The sequence below is a fragment of the Bifidobacterium biavatii DSM 23969 genome (genome assembly GCF_000741165.1).
GTDB lineage: Bacteria > Actinomycetota > Actinomycetes > Actinomycetales > Bifidobacteriaceae > Bifidobacterium > Bifidobacterium biavatii.
Genome location: NZ_JGYN01000022.1, coordinates 1 through 17,469 on the forward strand (window position 1 = coordinate 1; position 17,469 = coordinate 17,469).

A 17,469-nucleotide genomic window follows, 5' to 3' on the forward strand; every position below is an offset into this window, starting at 1 on the left:
TTGAGCCTTTGTACCCTCCATGAAGAACACGTGGTTGATAGGCCGGACGTGGAAGCCGTGCAAGCGGTGGAGCTGACCGGTACTAACAGGGAACAGCAACCAACTATGCACACTCGTATGAGTGTGACACGCATCGATACCATGCAAGATCTTGTGAGGTGACAAGGAATACTCACGATCACACGATCAACACGAAAAATAACGCGTTCACTCTCCGGTTCCCAAACCATCACGAATACCGGTTAAACGAGCATGCTTGTTTAACTGTTAATTAAAGATTTGCGGCGGTCATGGCCCAGGTGAGACGCCCGGCTCCATTCCGAACCCGGAAGCTAAGGCCTGGCACGGCAATGGTACTGCACCCGACAGAGTGTGGGAGAGTAGCACACCGCCGCATCAACACGTTATCAAGGATCCCGGTAGAGCAACAGCTCCCGGGATCCTTTCATATTTCCGTATACATTGTTGTTTCCGCAATGCGGTGGCCGAGTGTGTCGAGGTCGGGACGATGCTAGAATCTTTAACGTTGAAGTTAGTTTGGTTGGCACAACAAGCAAAGGAGCCTATCGTGGGCAAGCAGACCGTGGACCATTTCCTGTTCGGCGCGGCGTACTACGACGAGTACATGCCGAAAGGACTCGACCGCATCGAAACCGACATGCGCATGATGAACCATGCAGGCATTAACGTCATCCGCATCGCCGAGTCGACGTGGAGCACGTGCGAGCCGCAGCCCGGCGTCTTCGACTTCAGTCACGTCGATCGGGCCCTCGACGCCGCGCATCGTCACGGCATCAGCGTCATCATCGGCACGCCGACGTATGCGGTGCCGACCTGGCTGGTGCGCATGCATCCTGACGTGCTCGCCGTCACGCCGAACGGACCGGGCAAATACGGACCGCGGCAGATCATGGACATCGTCAACGGATCGTACCGCTACTACGCCGAACGCGTCATCCGCAAGCTCATCGCGCACGTCGCGCAGCATCCGGCCGTGATCGGCTACCAGGTCGACAACGAAACCAAGTATTACGATTCCGTCAGCCCGGACATGCAGGCGCTGTTCGTCAAGTATCTGCGCGACAAGTTCAAGGGCGACCTCGACGCGCTCAACGCGCACTTTGGACTCGACTACTGGTCCAACCGCATCAACGCGTGGGAAGACTTCCCGGATGTCACGAACACGATCAACCAGTCGCTGCGAGGCGAATTCGACCGGTTCCGCCGCGCGCAGGTCACCGCGTTCCTTGCATGGCAGGCCGATATCGTGCGCGAATACGCGCGCGACGATCAGTTCGTCACGCAGAACTTCGACTTCGGCTGGCGTGGCGGATCGTATGGCATGCAGCCGGCCGTCGACCACTTCAAGGCCGCCCGCGCGCTCGACATCGCCGGCTGTGACATCTACCACCCGACGCAGGACGACTTGACCGGCAAGGAGATCGCGTTCGGCGGCGACCTGACTCGCTCGCTCAAGGATGGCGCGAATTATCTCGTGCTCGAAACCGAAGCGCAGGGCAACCACGGCTGGCTGCCGTTCCCCGGGCAGATGCGACTGCAAGCGTATTCGCACCTCGCGTCCGGCGCGGACGTGGTCGAATACTGGCACTGGCATTCCATCCACAATTCGGCCGAAACGTACTGGAAAGGCCTGCTCGGCCACGATTTCGAACCGAACCCGACGTACGAGGAGGCCGGCGTGTTCGGCCGCGAGATCGCCCGCCCCGAAACGGCCTCGCGCCTGCTGCATCTCAAGAAGCGCAACAAGGTCGCGATCATGGTGTCGAATGAGGCGCTGAGCGCGCTTGAGGGGTTCCGCATCGCGTCCGGCACGAGCTGGGGCGGGGGAGCCGACTACAACGACGTGGTGCGCCGTGTGTACGACGCCCTGTTCGAACTCAACGTAGAATGTGATTTCGTGCCGGCCGACGCCGACTCGGATCGGCTTGCGCGTTACGCGATGATCGTCACGCCCGCGCTGTACTGCGCGTCCGACGAGACGATTGCACGGCTGCGTGCGTACGTGGCCGACGGCGGACACCTGGTTTCGACGCTGCGCTCGTTCGTGGCCGACGAGGAGACGACCGTATGGCATGATCGCGCGCCGCACAACCTGACCGACGTGTTCGGCATGAGCTACAACCAGTTCACGCCGCCCAAGGGCCGTGTGACGGTCGACTTCGCCGATGGTCCGCTCGTCAACGCAGCGGAGACGGCCGGACGCGCGGTGCAGGCTGAGGAGCTGATCGAACTGCTCAAGCCGAACGGAGACCGGATGTTTGCGGCCGAAAACGTTACTGGAGATATTGCCAGGAATGCTGACGCTGCTGGAAATGTCGAGGATGGGACCGTCGACGCTGCGGCGGGGAAGAACGGTGTGCCGGTCGACGCGTCGGCCACGCAGGTGCTCGCGCGCTACGGCCATTATGCATGGAAGGACTATGCGGCGATCACCCGCCACGCGTTCGGCAAGGGCTCGGCCGAATGGGTCGGCACGATGCTCGACGCCGATGCGACGCGCACGGTGCTGCGCGAGGCGCTTGCGCACGCCGGCCTCGCCGGATTTGGCACCGAAGCCGCGGCCGGAGTTGTAACTGGTGCCGTAACAGCTGATGCGTCCGCTGCGGAACGCGAAGCTGCGGCGGACGAGGCCGTGGCTGCGCTTGCCGGCAAGGTCAGCGTGCGCCGCGGCGTCAACGCGGCGGGGGAGACGGTCACGTATCTGCTCAACTATTCCGCCGAACCGGTCACATTCGCGTCGCCGGTGGCGGGCGAGGTCGTCGTTGCGCCGAAGATCATCGCGACGAACGGACTGGCCGACGACGCTGCGACGGCGGAACTGACGTTGCACGAGGGCGGCAGGGTCGCGTTCGGCGACGAACTGACGCTGCCGCGCTGGAATCTCGCGGTGATCGCCGGCTGATCGTCAGCTGCTCGACGACGGATCGGGCGGGCGATCGGCTGTCCGGACGCCCGCCCGTGTTTCGTTCGTGAACGTCACTTGACCGTCGCTTGACCGTCGCTCGACTGTCGGCTGAATGCCGGTTTGACTGTCCGGCCGACAATGTCCGCCGAGACGCCTGCCGATAGCCGCGCGAATATGTACACATGTCCATTGCACACGGTTGCAGCTGAAACGGCTGCCCGTCGCGGCGCGTTCGCGCGCTACACTGGGACATTATGCCAACGATTGACATGCAACAGCCGCGGCCCAAGCGCGTCCGCAAGGATCCCGAAGAACGGCGGCGGGAGATTCTCGCCGCCGCGATCCGCCTGATTTCCGAACGCGGCTACAACGGCATTTCCATCCAGGACGTCGCCGACGAGGTCGGCGTCACCAAGCAGGGCGTGCTGCGCTACATCGGCAGCAAGGACAACCTGCTCGCGATGGTGTACCGCGACAACTACAACGCCACCGGCAACGTCGACGAGTTCATGGACTCCGGCCTGCCCGGCTCTGCGCCCGACGATCTGCGGTTCCCCGCGTATCTGCGGTTCCTGGTGCAATACAATTCGCGCCGACGCATGCTCGTGCAGCTGTTTTCCATGCTGCAGGTCGAATCGTTCAATCCGACGCACCCGCTGCACGACGAGTTCGCCGGGCGGCAGGATGCGATCTGGGCGTACTATTCGTCGTTCGACTGGAACATTCCGCCCGAAATCGGCGGCTGGGACGAGTATATGCGGCCGGTCGTGCGACGCGCGATGGAGATTATGGACGGCGTGCAACTGCGCTGGCTGCGCGAACCGGCGGCCGGTGCGGACGACGAGTGGCTGAGCGAGGAGTGGGCCAGCCTGGAGCCGGCGATTTTCCCGTCGCCGACGTGGGACGGCTACCGCTGAACGTCGCAGGCGTGCACTGCGGCCGATGACACGACGGCGACGATGATTGCGTTGAGGGTGACGGCCGCGGCCGACCGTGCGTCGTATAGCGGATTCGATGCGCAGGATCATGCGTCCGCTGGTGTGTCGGCGTCGGCGGCATGTTAAACTACCGTACGGTAATTAAAGATATGTTCTCCGATTTCATCGAGGAAAACGAAGAAAGCGAGCAGCCATGAGTGCACACGCAGGCGCAGCCAACGATCCCGCCGCAATCCCACCGTACAAGAACCCCGACCTACCCGACGCCGAGCGCATCGAAGACCTGATCTCCCGCATGACGCTAGAGGAGAAGGTCGGCCAGATGATGCAGCTCGACGCGCGCAGCGGCGATCTGGAACACATCATCGTCGACCGGCATGTCGGCTCCATCCTGCACGCCAGCCCGATCGACCTGCCGCGCGCCGTCAAACTCGTCAACGAGAAAACGCGTCTCGGCATCCCGCTCGTCATCGGCGACGACTGCATCCACGGCTACTCGTTCTGGCCCGGCGGCACGATCTTCCCCGAACAGCTCGGCATGGCCGTCAGCTGGGACCCGGACAAGATCGAGGCCATGGGCCGCGCCACCGCCGAAGAAGTCTCCTGCACCGGCGTGCACTGGACGTTCTCCCCGGTGCTGTGCATCGGCCGCGACACGCGCTGGGGGCGCGTCGGCGAAACGTTCGGCGAAGACCCATACCTGATCGGCGAACTCGCGTCCGCAATCGTCAAGGGCTACCAGGGCGGTGCCAAAGCCGGCGAAAAGCTACCCAAGGACGCGATCCTCGCCTGTGCCAAGCACTTCGCCGGATACTCCGAAACGCAGGGCGGCCGTGACGCCTCCGAAGCTGACCTGTCACACCGCAAGCTCGAATCATGGTTCCTCCCGCCGTTCGAACGCGTCGCCAAGGAAGGCTGCGGCACGTTCATGCTCGGCTATGAGTCGATCGAAGGCGTGCCGGTCACATTCAACAAGTGGCTGCTGAGCGACAAGCTGCGCGGCGCGTGGGGCTACTGCGGCATGCTCATCACCGACTGGGACAACGTCGGCCGCTCCGTGTGGGAGCAGAAGGTCAAGCCCGACTACGTGCACGCGGCCGCCGACGCGGTCAAGGCCGGCAACGACCTGATCATGACCACGCCGCAGTTCTACGACGGCGCGATCGAAGCCGTCCGCACTGGCCTGCTCGACGAATCGCTCATCGACGAGGCCGTACGCCGCATCCTCGCCGTCAAATTCCGCCTCGGCTTGTTCGAGGACCCGCGTCTGCCCGACTCCGAACGTATCAAGACCGTCATCGGCTCCGACGAACACCAGCGGCTCAACCTCGAACTCGCGCGCGAATCGGTCGCGCTGCTGCGCAACGACGGCAACCTGCCATTCGCCGGAGTCACCGCGGCCGGCGCCAAGCGGCGCATCGCCGTCATCGGCCCGCTCGCCGACGACGCGCAGAACCAGCTCGGCGACTGGGCCGGCAGCTCCGGCCAGGTCAACTGGATGGCCGACGGCCAGCCGCGCAGCATGATCACCACCGTGCTCGACGCCTTCCGCGCGCTCGCCGGAGACGGCATCGACGTCGAATACTCGCGCGGTGCGAACGTCGTCGACCTCGTGCCCGACCCGGCCGGCGAATTCTATCCCGACGGCCAGCCGCGACCGAAGATCGGCGTGGCCGCCGCCGTCGACCAGACGCTCATCGACGAAGCCGTGGCGAACGCGCGGCGGTCCGACCTGATCGTCGCGGTCGTTGGCGACGTCGTCCAACTCATCGGCGAAAGCTGCTCCACCGCGACGCTCGACCTGCAGGGCGGCCAGAACGCGCTGCTCGACGCGCTCGCCGCCGTCAGCCGCGAAACCGGCAAGCCGCTCGTGACCGTGCTGATGAGCTCCAAGCCGCAGATCCTGCCCGCGAGCATCGTCGGCGCGAACAACGTGTTCGCCAAGCGTTGCAACGATCCGGCAGCCGGCGCCGGCTCGATCCTGTGGGCTCCCAGCCCGGGCATGCAGGGCGGTCGCGCGATCGCCGAAATCATCCTCGGCATCACCGACCCGTCCGGCCGCCTGCCGATCACGTTCCCGCGTCACGCCGGCCAGCTGCCCGTCTACTACAACCAGATCCGCGGCCAGCATGGCAACCGTTACGCCGACCTGACGCAGGATCCGGCGTTCGCGTTCGGCGAGGGCGAGTCATACACGACGTTCGCCTACGGCGAGCCGACGGTCACCGGCGCGTCCAACGCGGACGGCACGTTTGGCGTGAACGACACCGTGCACGCCGAAATCACGCTCACGAACACGGGCGACCGCGCCGGCACCGAAGTCGTGCAGGCATACGTGAGCGACGTCGTGACCTCGTACAGCTGGACCGACCGCGAACTCAAGTCGTTCCGCCGCGTGGAGCTCGAGCCGGGCGAAAGCGCGACCGTCGCGTTCGACATCCCCGTCGCTGACTGCACGATCGTCGGTCCGGACGCCGAGCGCTTTGTCGAACCCGGCGAGTTCGAACTGCTCATTGGCCACTCATCACGTCGCGACGATCTGAAGGCCGCGGCGTTCACCGTGGCCTGATCGAGGGCATAGGCGGTCAAAAGGCCGTTCGGCACGCAAGCCGGACGGCCTTTTTGCGTATCGTGCCATGCAGAACATGCTATTTCCAATCTGTGAGGCAGTTTTCGTCATCTACGCACATCTATTCGCAATCTGTGAGGCAGTCGCTGAGCGATACCGGGTGCAAATTCGTTGAAATGAGTCCGTATGGAGCGAGTTCTGCGGGGCGATCGTCGGTACGACTGCCTCACAGATTGCGAATAGACCTCTGCAAACCAAGAAAACTGCCTCACAGATTCGAGATAGAAGACTTGGAATATAAAAAATATGAGCATGACCCCTCCCAAGAGGGTCATGCTCATATATATGCGCCTATAGGGCAACGTCAGCGCAGGGCGAGGTTCGCGGCGCCGATCAGGCCGGCGTCCTGGCCGGCGGTGGCGGCGACGATCTTCGCATGGCCGCGGTAGGCGCTGCCTTCGAGGAAACGCTCGTAGTTGTAGCGGGCCGGCTCGAGCAGAATGTCGCCGACGGCCACCACGCCGCCGCCGACCACGAACAGATCCGGGTCGAGGATGGCGGCGGTAGCGGCCATCGTGCGGCCGAGCCATTCGCCGATCTTGCCGAACGCGTACAGGCCGAGCACGTCGCCCTCCTGCGCGGCCTGCGAGACCATCGGGCCCTCGAGCTTGGTGATGTCGCCTCCGCACAGCTCCAGCAGGCGCTTGGCGTCTTGCGGGCGGCGGCGGATGGCCGACTTGGCGAAGTTTTCGAGCGAGGTGCCAGACGTGTAGCGCTCAGCACAGCCGCGCAGGCCGCAGCCGCAGTGGTCGCCGTCCGGGACCATCGGCAGGTGGCCGATTTCGGCGGCCATACCGAACGAGCCGCGGAACAGTTCGCCGTTGATGACGATCGCGCCGCCGAGTCCGGTGCCGACGGTGAGCGCGACCATGTTCTTGCTGCCCTGGCCGGCGCCGTGCACGTATTCGCCCCAGCCGGCGCAGTTCGCGTCGTTTTCGACGATGACCGGCACCTCGTGGTCGATGAGCTTGCCGACGTTCTCGGCCAGATCGTAGTTGACCCACGCGGGGATGTTGGCGGCGAAGGTGAGCGTGCGGCGGTCGGCGCCGACGTTGCCGGCGGCGGAAATGCCGATGGCCTTGATCTTGTGACCGGCGGCGGTGGCCTCGTGATAGACCTTGGCGATGTTGTCGTTGATGGCGTCCGCATCCATCGGCGTGGGCACGCGCCAGCGCTGGATGATGGCATCGTTTTCATCGCACACGGCTGCGGCGATCTTGGTTCCTCCGATATCGACGGCAAGCGTGGTCATGATTCTCCTTTGATCAATGGTCGAATGTTATTCGAACAACATGGAAAATCATAGCATTATCAGCAGCTGCGAAAGGGCCTTCGATGCAAGTTTTATGGTTTTTCGAGCATAATATGTCCATCTAGGCCCATGTGAACGCTCTCACCTATGATGCGTCTGAACGTGTCTTAATTACCGATTGTTATGCAAACGATGTCACTCATATCATGATCATTCCTCGCCGTCATTGACGCGAAACGGTCCCGTATACCGAACTTTCGTCGGCACGCGGGACCGTCATGCGTCGTACGCATCGTCAGTCGGCGTTGAACAGCGAGGACAGTTCGTCCTCATGCTTCTGCAGCACGGCGAGCACGTACTTGTCCCAATGCCGCGCGTCCTGCGTGGCGTTGCCGAACTCGTAATCCTCCTGCCCGTAGTCGATCACGTCGAATCCGGGCACCGCCTTGCTCGCGCCCTTGGCACGGTAGGCCGCGGCCGCCGCCAGCGTGAACGAGACGGACAGGCCGGACGTCGTCTTCGAGGACTTCTTGGCCGTCACCCAGCTGCTGATGTCCGTGCCGGTCGCCTCGGTCGCGTCGCCGTTCTCCGTCACGGCCTCGGCCTTCGCCTTGGTGATCGTCTTGGCTGATTTGTCGTACTTGCCGACCATTGCGTCGACGGTCAGCGACAGCGATTCGCCCAACGTTTCGGACGGCACGTGACCGCCGTCCCACTGCCATTCGATCGTCGCGTCCACGCCGGCGTTCAGCCATGCGATCTCCATGTTCAGCGAACCGAACATCGACATGTCGCCTTCGGACGCGCCCATCACCACGCGCGCCCACGTCGGATCGTCCGTGCCGTCCGCGCCGATGTAGTTGAGCGGATCGTACAGTTCCACGATGTTGTTGCCGTACTTGTCACCTTTCTCGACGCTCGCGATGTCCGATTCGTACGCGGCGAGCATCGCGGAGAACGAATCGTAGTTCGCCGAATCCTGCGAGCCGCTCGCCGACTGCGTGGTGCCGGCGTCCGGCGTGCCGACGGCCTCGGTCTGGGACGAGCCGCCGCTGCTGTTACCGCCGTCGGGGCCGGCAGATCCCGCGTCCGACGGGGCCTCGCCGCTGGGCGCTTCTCCGCTGGGCGGCTCCCCGCTGGGCGCGTTGCCGTCGCCGGGAGCCCCGCCATTGCCCGCGCCTCCCGGCCCGCCCATGCTGTCGCTGCCGGACGAGCCCTTCGCATAGCGGCCCTCCAGGAACGCGGTCGCCTTGTCTGCCGTGCTCATCACCGCGACTTCTGCGTCGGACAGCGCGTCGCCGTTCTCGTCGAACCATGTCCAATCGCTCGCGTAGTCGAGATTGTCGACGTACCACTGCAGATTCTGCTCGAACTCCGCCAGATACAGGTCGAGATACGTGCCGTGGTAGCCGTTCGTACTCTGGTATTTGCTGCCGGAATTATGCTCGATGGTGAGCTTGACCGTATCCTTCTTGTCGCCGTCGCCGTTGAGATCGAAGCCGACCGCCGACTCCTTGACGGCCAGATTCAGCCCGTTGATGTACCCCATGTACTCCGCCGCAAGATACTCGGCCATTTTCTTCTGAAAATCGGACGAATACTCGTGATCCGGATCGAGATAGTACTCGAACGCGAGCGCCATATCGGCTTGTGCGAGCGGCGTGATCGCGCTGTATGCGACCGTGCCCCACGCGCCGTCCGAAATCGTCTTCGTCTTGCCATTGATTGTCACGGTCGACGTCCAGCTACCGTCCGTGGTCTGGTACACGCCGACCGCGCCCGCCTCGGCCAGATAGTCGTAGTAGTCCTCGTTGTTGCCGGTCGCGGCGAACATTGCGGCGTGCGCGCCGCCGCCCGAGCCGCCCGTGGTGACGAGCCGGTCCGCGTCGCCGGGCAGGTTGCCGAGCATGATGTTGTACTTGACGTAGCGCGCGGCCGCCTTCTGGTCCACGAGGCACAGCGGCGCGTCGCCCGTGTACGTGGTGTTGCCGTCGGAGTCGGTGACGGTGCTCTGCTTGCCGCGGTTGCCGGACGCCATGGCGATGTAGCCGTCGGCCGCGTACTGCGTGGAGGCGAGTTGGTTGTTCTGCGCACTGTAGCCGGCCGCGCCCGTGGTGAAGATGATTGGCGCGGTTTTCGCGGTGTACGTCTGCCCGTTTTCGCTGGTGACGGTGGCCGTGTAGTCGATGACGAGCGAGCCCTTGACCGCGGTGCCGCTGGTCGCGGTTTTCGCGGTCGTGTCGGCCGTGCCGTCGCCGTCCGTGTCGATGCCGGTCACGTACGCGCCGGGAACGGCGACCGAAACGCCCTGCTGATCGGGCAGTTCCGGATTCGTGACGGCCGAGACGATCGAGAGCACCCACGCGTCGGCGCTGCTCTGGTAGGTCCACGACTGGTCGGTGTTGTTTTTGAGATTGAGCGTGGTTTCGATGCTGGCCTTGGCTGCCGTGTCCTTGACCGTGGCGGTGGTCGTCTTGGCCGTTGTGGTCGACGATGAGGCCGCGGTCTTGGCGGTTGACGCCGTGTCGCCGCCGGCGCATCCGGCGAGCGTAACGCACAGCGCGCTCGCCGCCGCCAGCGTCGCCGCGATCCTGCGGCGCATTGTATGCCTGGTCATGGTGTTCCTTTGCGTTCGGGGACGCCGTTCGCGTCCGATGCCGCAACGGTATCCGGCGAACATTGAACGAAGATTGAACCGGCATTGCCAGGACCTTGTCGGACTTAATGCGGTGGGTGCTGACTACCCCTCAGTCACTGCGTGACAGCTCCCCTGACAAGGGGAGCCGAGAAAAAGAAATGCGGCAGTGTAAGCCCGATGCATTAGGTCGAGATGGGACGTGGAATGGTTCAGACTGCGGGCATGGAGACGGTGAACGTGACGTGATCGGCTTGGCTGTCGCAGGAGATGGTGCCGCGGTGGGCGGCGACGATCGCGCGTGCGATCGGCAGGCCGAGCCCGTAATGGTCGCCGGAGCCGGAGTGCGCCGCGTCGGCACGGTAGAAGCGGTCGAACAGGTGGTCGATCTGTTCCGTCGTCAATGATCCGGGATTCGTGACGCGCAGGATCGCCCGGCCGCGTTCCGCATGCAGCGTGACGCGGACGACGCCAAGCGCGTCATCCGTTGCGGCGACGATCGTTGCGTCATCTGCGGCATCGTCCGCCGCGTCGGTTGACGCGCCGTCGGCTGTGCCGCTGTCCGTCGTACCGTTTGCCGCGTCCGGTTGCGCATGGTCGATCGCATTGTCGAACAGGATCGACGCCAGTTCGCCGAGCCGCGTCTCGTCGCCGCGCACCAGCACATGCTCGTCGATCCGATCCTCGAATCGCAGCCCATGCTCGAACGCGACCGGCTCGCACGCCAGCAGGCAGCTGGACACCAGTCGGCTCATGTCGACGGGCTCCATGCCGTCATCGGGCGACGGTCCGGCCTCGGCACGCGCCTCCGCATGCGCCAGTTCCAGTAGCTGCGCGACCAGCCGGCCCATGCGCCGGTTCTCGAACTCGATGTTGTCCAGCCACGGGCTGTCGCCGGTGTCGCGTCGCAGCAGCTCCGCATTCACGCCGATCGTGGCGACCGGCGTCTTCAATTCGTGTCCGGCGTCGGCGACGAACCGCCGCTGCTCGGCGTGCGCACGTTCCAACGGCAGCAGGATCAACCGTGCGAGCGTATGCGCCGCAATGGCGAGCAGCACGAACGCTACCGCGCCAAACACCGCCGTGTAGCGCATCAGCGTGGCCATGTTCGCGTCCATCACCGTATTGTCCATCATCACCACAAGCGTGCGCCCGTCATACTGTTCGATCCGGTACATCCATTGGCCGAGGGATCCTGAGGCGACCGCATCCGGCTCGCTCAGGCCTGCGCCCGCGTGCGCCCACTCGACGTGATGCCGGGCCGCCATCGACCTGCCGGCCGTGGCGAGCGCATCCTCGGTGACGCCCACGGACGAATTGCCCGCATGGTCGCTGACCTCGCCGTCGGCGTCGAACACGACCGCGTAGAACGTTTGCGACGTGTACGCGTCCGTTGCCGGCAGGCCGGCCGGAGCCTGCTGGTTGGACGGTGGTTCTGCGGATGGCGTGGATTGTTGCGTGGATGGCGTGGATTGTTGCGTGGTCTCTCCGCCGGACGCTGACCCGGATCGCGGAGATTGCCGCACGGAATCGTCGCTGGCCGACGATTCGGATTGCGGTTGGTTTGCCGGCCATGAGTCGCCGGTGGACGGGGGAGTGTCGGTGCCGGGCAGACCGTGCTCCCAGTACACCGACGCATACTGTTCGAGCATGCGTTCGTTGCGCGAGGACACTTCGCGATAGCTGGTGGAGTAGATCAGTGCGACCATGCCTGCGACCAGCACGACGAGCACGCCGAGAATCGCCGCGACGATGCGCCGGCGCGAACGGCGGAACAGGGGATCCCGCGACGAGTAAGACGATGGCACATGCCACGGCATATGCCATGCATCGGGGGCGCCGGATGAATGATGCGTGCGGAGCGGGTGCGGCAGGCGAGACAGCAGCCGGAGCGTTCGAGACGGTTGGCGCGATTGGTGCGGCCGACGATCAGCGGACATGATCATCCGTCCTTTCCGTCTCGCAGCACGTAGCCGAGTCCGCGCACCGCCTTGATATGGACGGACGATCCGACGAACGCGAGCTTGCGGCGCAGGAACGAACAGTACACCTCGACGCTGTTGTAGTCGCCGCCGTCGGCCTGCGGCCACGCGGCCGAGCGCAGCTGATCGCGCGACAGCACCTGGCCGGGATGGTCGAGCAGTGTTTCGAACAAGGCCGATTCGCGCTGACTGAGCGTTGCGGATTGGCCGCTGGCCGTGCAGCGCAGCGTCAGCGACGATGCGTCCCACGACAGGTCGGCGAACGTGCGCGGTCTCGTGCGCATGGCCGGCCCGTCCAGCGCGCCGACCCGACGCAGCTGCGCGCGCACGCGGGCCAGCAGTTCCGGCACTGCGAACGGTTTGGTCAGATAATCGTCCGCGCCCGAATCCAAGCCGGCCACCTTGTCGTCCACTGAAGTCTTCGCGGTCAGCATGATGATCGGCGTGGCCAGTCCCAGATCTCGCGTCATCGCGGCCAGACTGGTGCCCGAACGGCCTGGCAGCATCACGTCGAGGATCATCGTGTCGTATGCGCGCTCGCGGATGGCCTGCGCGCCGGATTCGCCGTCGCCGCACACGTCGACCTCATGGCCTTCCCGGCGCAGCAGTTCGGCGATGGCCTGCGCCATGCGATCCTCGTCCTCGACCAGCAGCAGTCGGGCCATGCGGCCTCCTTTCGCGAATCCGACGGTGCGTTTCAGCATATACCGAGCCCGTATACCCGGCGGCGGGAGAGTGGGGTGCTGTGATTTGCGGGAAATGGAAGGGAGAAAGTGGAACTTGTGGCAACAAATTCGCGGGGGAGTGGCGGAAGGGGATAGCGTAAGGGCAATCGGGCGGTGCCCGGGCGGCGCGGCGGCGATGCCGTGCCGGAGCGGACAGCCGCGGGTCGGAACCGCGGCACGGCATCGCCGCACAGCCACAAGGAGGCGGACATGATCAACTTCGGAGTCAGGGGCCACGACGTGCCGTTCGACGGCACGCCCGAAGATCTGGCCCGTGCCATCGCGGCGACCGGCGCGCACAACGTGCAGTTCGCGCTCAACGCGCTGTTCCCAGACCTGCCCAGCGGCGAAAAGGAAATCAATCCCGGTATGGGCACGTACTTCCGGCGCGTGCTAGCCGAACAGGGCGTGCAGATCGCCGTGCTTAGCTGCTACGTCAACATGATCCACCCCGACCCCGCGCAGCGCGAGCCGCTGCTGCGCAAGTTCGAGGCGTACCTGCGCCACGCGCGCTACTTCGGTGCGCCGATCGTGGCCAGCGAAACCGGCTCAGTGCTCGAAACGCTCGGCGTGTACACCGAGGCGAACTTCACCGAGGAAGCGTACCAGGACGCGCTCGGCGTGATCCGCCGGCTCGTTGCCGCGGGGGAGCGGTACGGCACGATCGTCGGCATCGAACCGGGACGCAACCATCCGATCCACGACCTCGCGACCATCGAACGGCTCATCGCCGACGTGGACTCGCCGTGGATGGGCATCGTGCTCGATCCGTCGGTGCTCATCGACGGCAACACGTACGAGGGGCAGATCAACCTGATCGAAGAGGCGTTCGCGCGTTTCGGCGAGCACATCGTCGCGATGCATCTCAAGGACTTCCAGCCGGTGCCCGGTCAGACGGAACTGCGCATGTGCAACATCGGCGACGGCGTGATGCGCGTCGGCGACGCGCTGCGCATCGTCGAACGGTACCGCCCGTACCTGCCGGTGATGACCGAGGAGACCAAGGGTGATGCGATCGGCGTCGCGATACGCCGATACGGCGACTTCTGACGACAGCGCACGTCGTTTGCACATGATCGTCGTCAAAATGCAAAAGCAAACAAAACAATGCAAATTATGCGGAACGATTTCCATATTTGCGGAAATAGTTGTACAATGGCAAGCAGGAACGGAAAACGGACGCAACGACCGCGGAACACGACTTTCCGAACCAACCACCACGAACTCAAGGAATGAGGAATCATGGACACTCCACCGATGCCGGCCACGCGCGAGCGGCTGCTCGGGCTGATCGACGCCATGTCCGACAATCTCGTCGCCATCGTGTCCAACGGCGACGGACTGTGGACCGTGGGCGACGTTGTCATCGACGACAAAAGCTGGAACGTATGGAACTGGCCGCAAGGCATCGGCCTGTACGGCCTCTACCGCAACTGGGAAGTCACCGGCTCCCAGTCCGCGCTCGACGCCGTCACGCAATGGTACGAGCGCGCCTTCGCCCAAGGCACGCCGTCCAAAAACGTCAACACCATGGCCCCGCTGCTCGCCATGGCCTACCTGTACGAACGCACCGGCGACCCCAAGCTCAAGCCCTACCTCGAACAGTGGGCGCGCTGGGTGTACCGCGACATGCCCCGCACCGAAGGCCAGGGCCTGCAGCACGTCACCTTCGGCGAACCCCACCGCAACCAGCTGTGGGCCGACACGCTCGTCATGAGCGTGCTGCCCCTCGCCAAAATCGGCATGCTGCTCGGCAACCGCGAATACGTCGAAGAAGCCAAATACCAGTTCCAGATCCACACCAAATACCTCATGGACAACGCCACCGGCCTGTGGTACCACGGCTGGACCTTCGACGGACGGCACAACTTCGTCGGCGCGCACTGGGCGCGCGGCAACTGCTGGGCCACCATGGCCATCCCCGAAATCATCGACATCCTCCACCTTGACGCCGACGACGCGCTGCGCCGGTGGCTCACCACCGTGCTCGAGGAACAGGTCGAGGCGCTCGCCGCGCACCAAAGCGACGGCGGCCTGTGGCACACGCTCATCGACGACGAAAGCTCCTATCTCGAATCGTCCGGCACCGCGGGCATCGCGTACGGCGTGCTCAAGGCCGTGCACCGCGGCTACCTGCCCGAACGCTGGCTTGACATGGCCTACAAGGCCGTCGGCGGGCTCATCGAGCAGATCGGCGAGCACGGCGAGGTCAACAACGTGTCCATCGGCACCGGCATGGGCAACGACCTCGACTACTACCGCGGCATCGAACGCGCGGCCATGCCGTACGGACAGTCGCTGACCATCCTCGCGTTCACCGAAATGCTCGTCTCCTACTGCTGACCGGCGACGGCGACCGCACGCAACGCCAGTCAAATGCGATCAACAACCAAACCACTGTTTTCCTCGCGCAATGCGATGGGCCTGACTACCCCTCAGTCGCTGCGTGACAGCTCCCCTGGCAAGGGGAGCCGAGAAAAGAAACCAACCGTCGCAACGCGACAAGCGGGACACTCCCGCGGAAAGGAACCATCATGGGCTACGACATGAGCAAATTCTCCCTCGAAGGCAAGGTGGCGCTCATCACCGGCGCCAGCTACGGCATCGGCTTCGCCATCGCCACCGCATTCGCTTCGGCCGGCGCGAAGATCGCCTTCAACGACATCAGCGAGGCGGCCGTCGAACGCGGCCTCAAGAACTACGCCGAAGCCGGCATCGACGTCAAGGGCTACGTCGCCGACGTGACCGACGAGGAAGCCGTCGCCGGACTCGTCGCCAACGTCGAACGCGACCTGGGCACCATCGACATCCTCGTCAACAACGCCGGCATCATCAAGCGCATCCCCATGCTCGACATGTCCGCAGCGGACTTCCGCAAGGTCATCGACGTGGACCTCAACGCTCCGTTCATCGTCTCCAAGGCCGTGATTCCGGGCATGATCAGGCAAGGCCACGGCAAGATCATCAACATCTGCTCCATGATGAGCGAGCTCGGCCGCGAAACCGTCGCCGCGTACGCCGCGGCCAAGGGCGGCCTCAAGATGCTCACCCGCAACATCTGCTCCGAATACGGCGCGGCGAACATCCAGTGCAACGCCATCGGACCCGGCTACATCGCCACCCCGCAGACCGCGCCGCTGCGCGAACGCCAGGCCGACGGCTCCCGCCACCCGTTCGACGCGTTCATCGTCGCCAAGACGCCCGCCGCCCGCTGGGGCACCCCCGAGGACCTGCAGGGGCCGGCCATCTTCCTCGCCTCCGACGCGTCCGACTTCGTCAACGGCCACGTGCTCTACGTCGACGGCGGCATCCTGGCCTACATCGGCAAGCAGCCGGCCTGATCGGAAAGGAAACAGCCATGAAGATCGCTCTGATCAACGAGAACTCGCAGGCGGCCAAGAACGCCCTGATCGAAAAGGCGCTGCGCAAGGTCGCCGACGCACACGGCTTTGAGGTGTTCAACTACGGCATGTACGCGGCCGACGACGCCGCGCAGCTCACCTACGTGCAGAACGGCATCCTCGCCGCCGCGCTGCTCAACACCGGCGCCGCCGACTTCGTGGTGACTGGCTGCGGCACCGGCGAAGGCGCGATGCTCGCGCTCAACAGCTTCCCGGGCGTGATCTGCGGGCACGTCGAGGATCCGCTCGACGCGTACACGTTCGCGCAGATCAACGACGGCAACGCCATCGCCATCCCGTTCGCGCTCAAGAACGGCTGGGGGCAGGAGCTCAACCTCGAATACATCTTCGAAAAGCTGTGGTGCGAGGAGCCGGGAACTGGATACCCGAAGGAACGCGTGGTGCCCGAGCAGCGCAACAAGAAGATCCTCGACGGCGTGCGAGCGGCCGCGTTCCGGCCGCTCGTCGACATCTACAAGGACCTCGACCCGGCGCTCGTCAAGGGCGCGTTCGCGGGGGAGCGGTTCCGCGAATACTTCGAAGCCAACGCGGCGGACGGCGAGATCAAGGACTACGTGCTCTCGCTGATCGCGTAGCGCGACGTGCGGGGCACGGCACGAACCGTTGACTGGGAACCCGGTTTTCCTAACGGAAACCGGGTTCTTTTGTCGTATCGCCGTAATTGCAGCATGGATTTGCCGGAGTTTGCGCAAAAACCGCAAAGGGATGGGTAGTATGGAAACATTGGCTTACGGTGCAAGGAGGAATCATGGCTGAGGCAACCATCACCGACGTGGCGAAGGCTGCGGGAGTCGCGGCGTCAACGGTGTCGCGCGCGCTCAACGGCGGCAACGTGAAGGCCGAAACGCGCGAACGGATCGTGAAGCTCGCACGGCAGATGGGATATCGCAACGGGCTTGCGGCGTTGGACGAAGCGGTTGCGGAGGCGACGGCCGGCGTGGCGGGTGCCGCCGGTGTCGC

The 17,469-nt window shown here is 64.4% G+C and carries 12 protein-coding genes and 2 rRNA genes; 10 read left to right on the plus strand and 4 right to left on the minus strand.

The genetic code is table 11. The features are described from left to right. From BBIA_RS08200 to BBIA_RS08220, 5 genes are all read left to right on the plus strand, one after another. Nucleotides 1-107 (plus strand): 23S ribosomal RNA (locus BBIA_RS08200); the annotation flags it as partial. Nucleotides 108-280: 173 nt separating this feature from the next. Beyond that, nucleotides 281-397 (plus strand): 5S ribosomal RNA (gene rrf / locus BBIA_RS08205). 171 nt (nucleotides 398-568) lie between these two features. Continuing rightward, entirely contained in the window at nucleotides 569-2,923 is a 2,355-nt protein-coding gene (locus BBIA_RS08210) for a beta-galactosidase (protein ID WP_033496561.1), read from the plus strand. A 272-nt stretch (nucleotides 2,924-3,195) separates the two neighbouring features. Continuing rightward, nucleotides 3,196-3,843, plus strand: coding sequence for a TetR/AcrR family transcriptional regulator (locus tag BBIA_RS08215; protein ID WP_033496558.1), 648 nt, complete (start codon nucleotides 3,196-3,198; stop codon nucleotides 3,841-3,843). Nucleotides 3,844-4,057: 214 nt separating this feature from the next. Beyond that, complete coding sequence (locus tag BBIA_RS08220) at nucleotides 4,058-6,433, plus strand: glycoside hydrolase family 3 N-terminal domain-containing protein (RefSeq protein ID WP_051923916.1); 2,376 nt, start codon at nucleotides 4,058-4,060, stop codon at nucleotides 6,431-6,433. Between the two features lie 364 nt (nucleotides 6,434-6,797). On the opposite strand, the gene BBIA_RS08225 is transcribed toward BBIA_RS08220, so the two are convergent. The 4 genes from BBIA_RS08225 to BBIA_RS08240 all read right to left on the minus strand — a co-directional run bounded on the left by BBIA_RS08225 (nucleotide 6,798) and on the right by BBIA_RS08240 (nucleotide 13,027). Beyond that, nucleotides 6,798-7,745, minus strand: a complete 948-nt coding sequence (locus BBIA_RS08225) for an ROK family glucokinase (RefSeq protein ID WP_033496557.1) — start codon at nucleotides 7,743-7,745, stop codon at nucleotides 6,798-6,800. A 295-nt stretch (nucleotides 7,746-8,040) separates the two neighbouring features. After that, a complete protein-coding gene (locus BBIA_RS13420; protein WP_156103689.1) occupies nucleotides 8,041-10,362 on the minus strand; it encodes a hypothetical protein in 2,322 nt (773 codons plus the stop codon). A gap of 230 nt (nucleotides 10,363-10,592) precedes the next feature. After that, a complete protein-coding gene (locus BBIA_RS08235; protein ID WP_160268269.1) occupies nucleotides 10,593-12,200 on the minus strand; it encodes a sensor histidine kinase in 1,608 nt (535 codons plus the stop codon). A gap of 122 nt (nucleotides 12,201-12,322) precedes the next feature. Then, a complete protein-coding gene (locus BBIA_RS08240) occupies nucleotides 12,323-13,027 on the minus strand; it encodes a response regulator transcription factor (RefSeq protein ID WP_033496556.1) in 705 nt (234 codons plus the stop codon). Nucleotides 13,028-13,297: 270 nt separating this feature from the next. Here BBIA_RS08240 and BBIA_RS08245 point away from each other — a divergent pair, with 270 nt between their 5' ends. The 5 genes from BBIA_RS08245 to BBIA_RS08265 form a co-directional block, all read left to right on the plus strand. Then, nucleotides 13,298-14,137 carry a sugar phosphate isomerase/epimerase family protein gene (locus tag BBIA_RS08245; RefSeq protein WP_033496555.1) on the plus strand — a complete coding sequence of 280 codons (840 nt, stop codon included), beginning with the start codon at nucleotides 13,298-13,300 and terminating at the stop codon, nucleotides 14,135-14,137. A gap of 192 nt (nucleotides 14,138-14,329) precedes the next feature. Further along, complete coding sequence (bglB, locus tag BBIA_RS08250; RefSeq protein WP_051923918.1) at nucleotides 14,330-15,430, plus strand: beta-galactosidase BglB; 1,101 nt, start codon at nucleotides 14,330-14,332, stop codon at nucleotides 15,428-15,430. A gap of 191 nt (nucleotides 15,431-15,621) precedes the next feature. Further along, nucleotides 15,622-16,428, plus strand: a complete 807-nt coding sequence (locus tag BBIA_RS08255; RefSeq protein WP_274518581.1) for a gluconate 5-dehydrogenase — start codon at nucleotides 15,622-15,624, stop codon at nucleotides 16,426-16,428. Nucleotides 16,429-16,445: 17 nt separating this feature from the next. Further along, complete coding sequence (locus tag BBIA_RS08260) at nucleotides 16,446-17,084, plus strand: RpiB/LacA/LacB family sugar-phosphate isomerase (RefSeq protein ID WP_033496554.1); 639 nt, start codon at nucleotides 16,446-16,448, stop codon at nucleotides 17,082-17,084. A gap of 173 nt (nucleotides 17,085-17,257) precedes the next feature. Continuing rightward, nucleotides 17,258-17,469: LacI family DNA-binding transcriptional regulator (locus tag BBIA_RS08265; RefSeq protein ID WP_035138260.1), on the plus strand; the 212-nt coding region annotated here is incomplete at its 3' end.

What these genes read in the sequence shown, in the direction of transcription:
- BBIA_RS08255 (WP_274518581.1), top strand. Translation starts at nt 15,622, where the DNA reads ATGGGCTACGACATGAGCAAATTCTCCCTCGAAGGCAAGGTGGCGCTC.
- BBIA_RS08240 (WP_033496556.1), bottom strand. Translation starts at nt 13,027, where the DNA reads ATGGCCCGACTGCTGCTGGTCGAGGACGAGGATCGCATGGCGCAGGCC.
- BBIA_RS08235 (WP_160268269.1), bottom strand. Translation starts at nt 12,200, where the DNA reads ATGCCGTGGCATGTGCCATCGTCTTACTCGTCGCGGGATCCCCTGTTC.
- BBIA_RS08225 (WP_033496557.1), bottom strand. Translation starts at nt 7,745, where the DNA reads ATGACCACGCTTGCCGTCGATATCGGAGGAACCAAGATCGCCGCAGCC.
- bglB (WP_051923918.1), top strand. Translation starts at nt 14,330, where the DNA reads ATGGACACTCCACCGATGCCGGCCACGCGCGAGCGGCTGCTCGGGCTG.
- BBIA_RS08260 (WP_033496554.1), top strand. Translation starts at nt 16,446, where the DNA reads ATGAAGATCGCTCTGATCAACGAGAACTCGCAGGCGGCCAAGAACGCC.
- BBIA_RS08220 (WP_051923916.1), top strand. Translation starts at nt 4,058, where the DNA reads ATGAGTGCACACGCAGGCGCAGCCAACGATCCCGCCGCAATCCCACCG.
- BBIA_RS08215 (WP_033496558.1), top strand. Translation starts at nt 3,196, where the DNA reads ATGCAACAGCCGCGGCCCAAGCGCGTCCGCAAGGATCCCGAAGAACGG.
- BBIA_RS13420 (WP_156103689.1), bottom strand. Translation starts at nt 10,362, where the DNA reads ATGACCAGGCATACAATGCGCCGCAGGATCGCGGCGACGCTGGCGGCG.
- BBIA_RS08245 (WP_033496555.1), top strand. Translation starts at nt 13,298, where the DNA reads ATGATCAACTTCGGAGTCAGGGGCCACGACGTGCCGTTCGACGGCACG.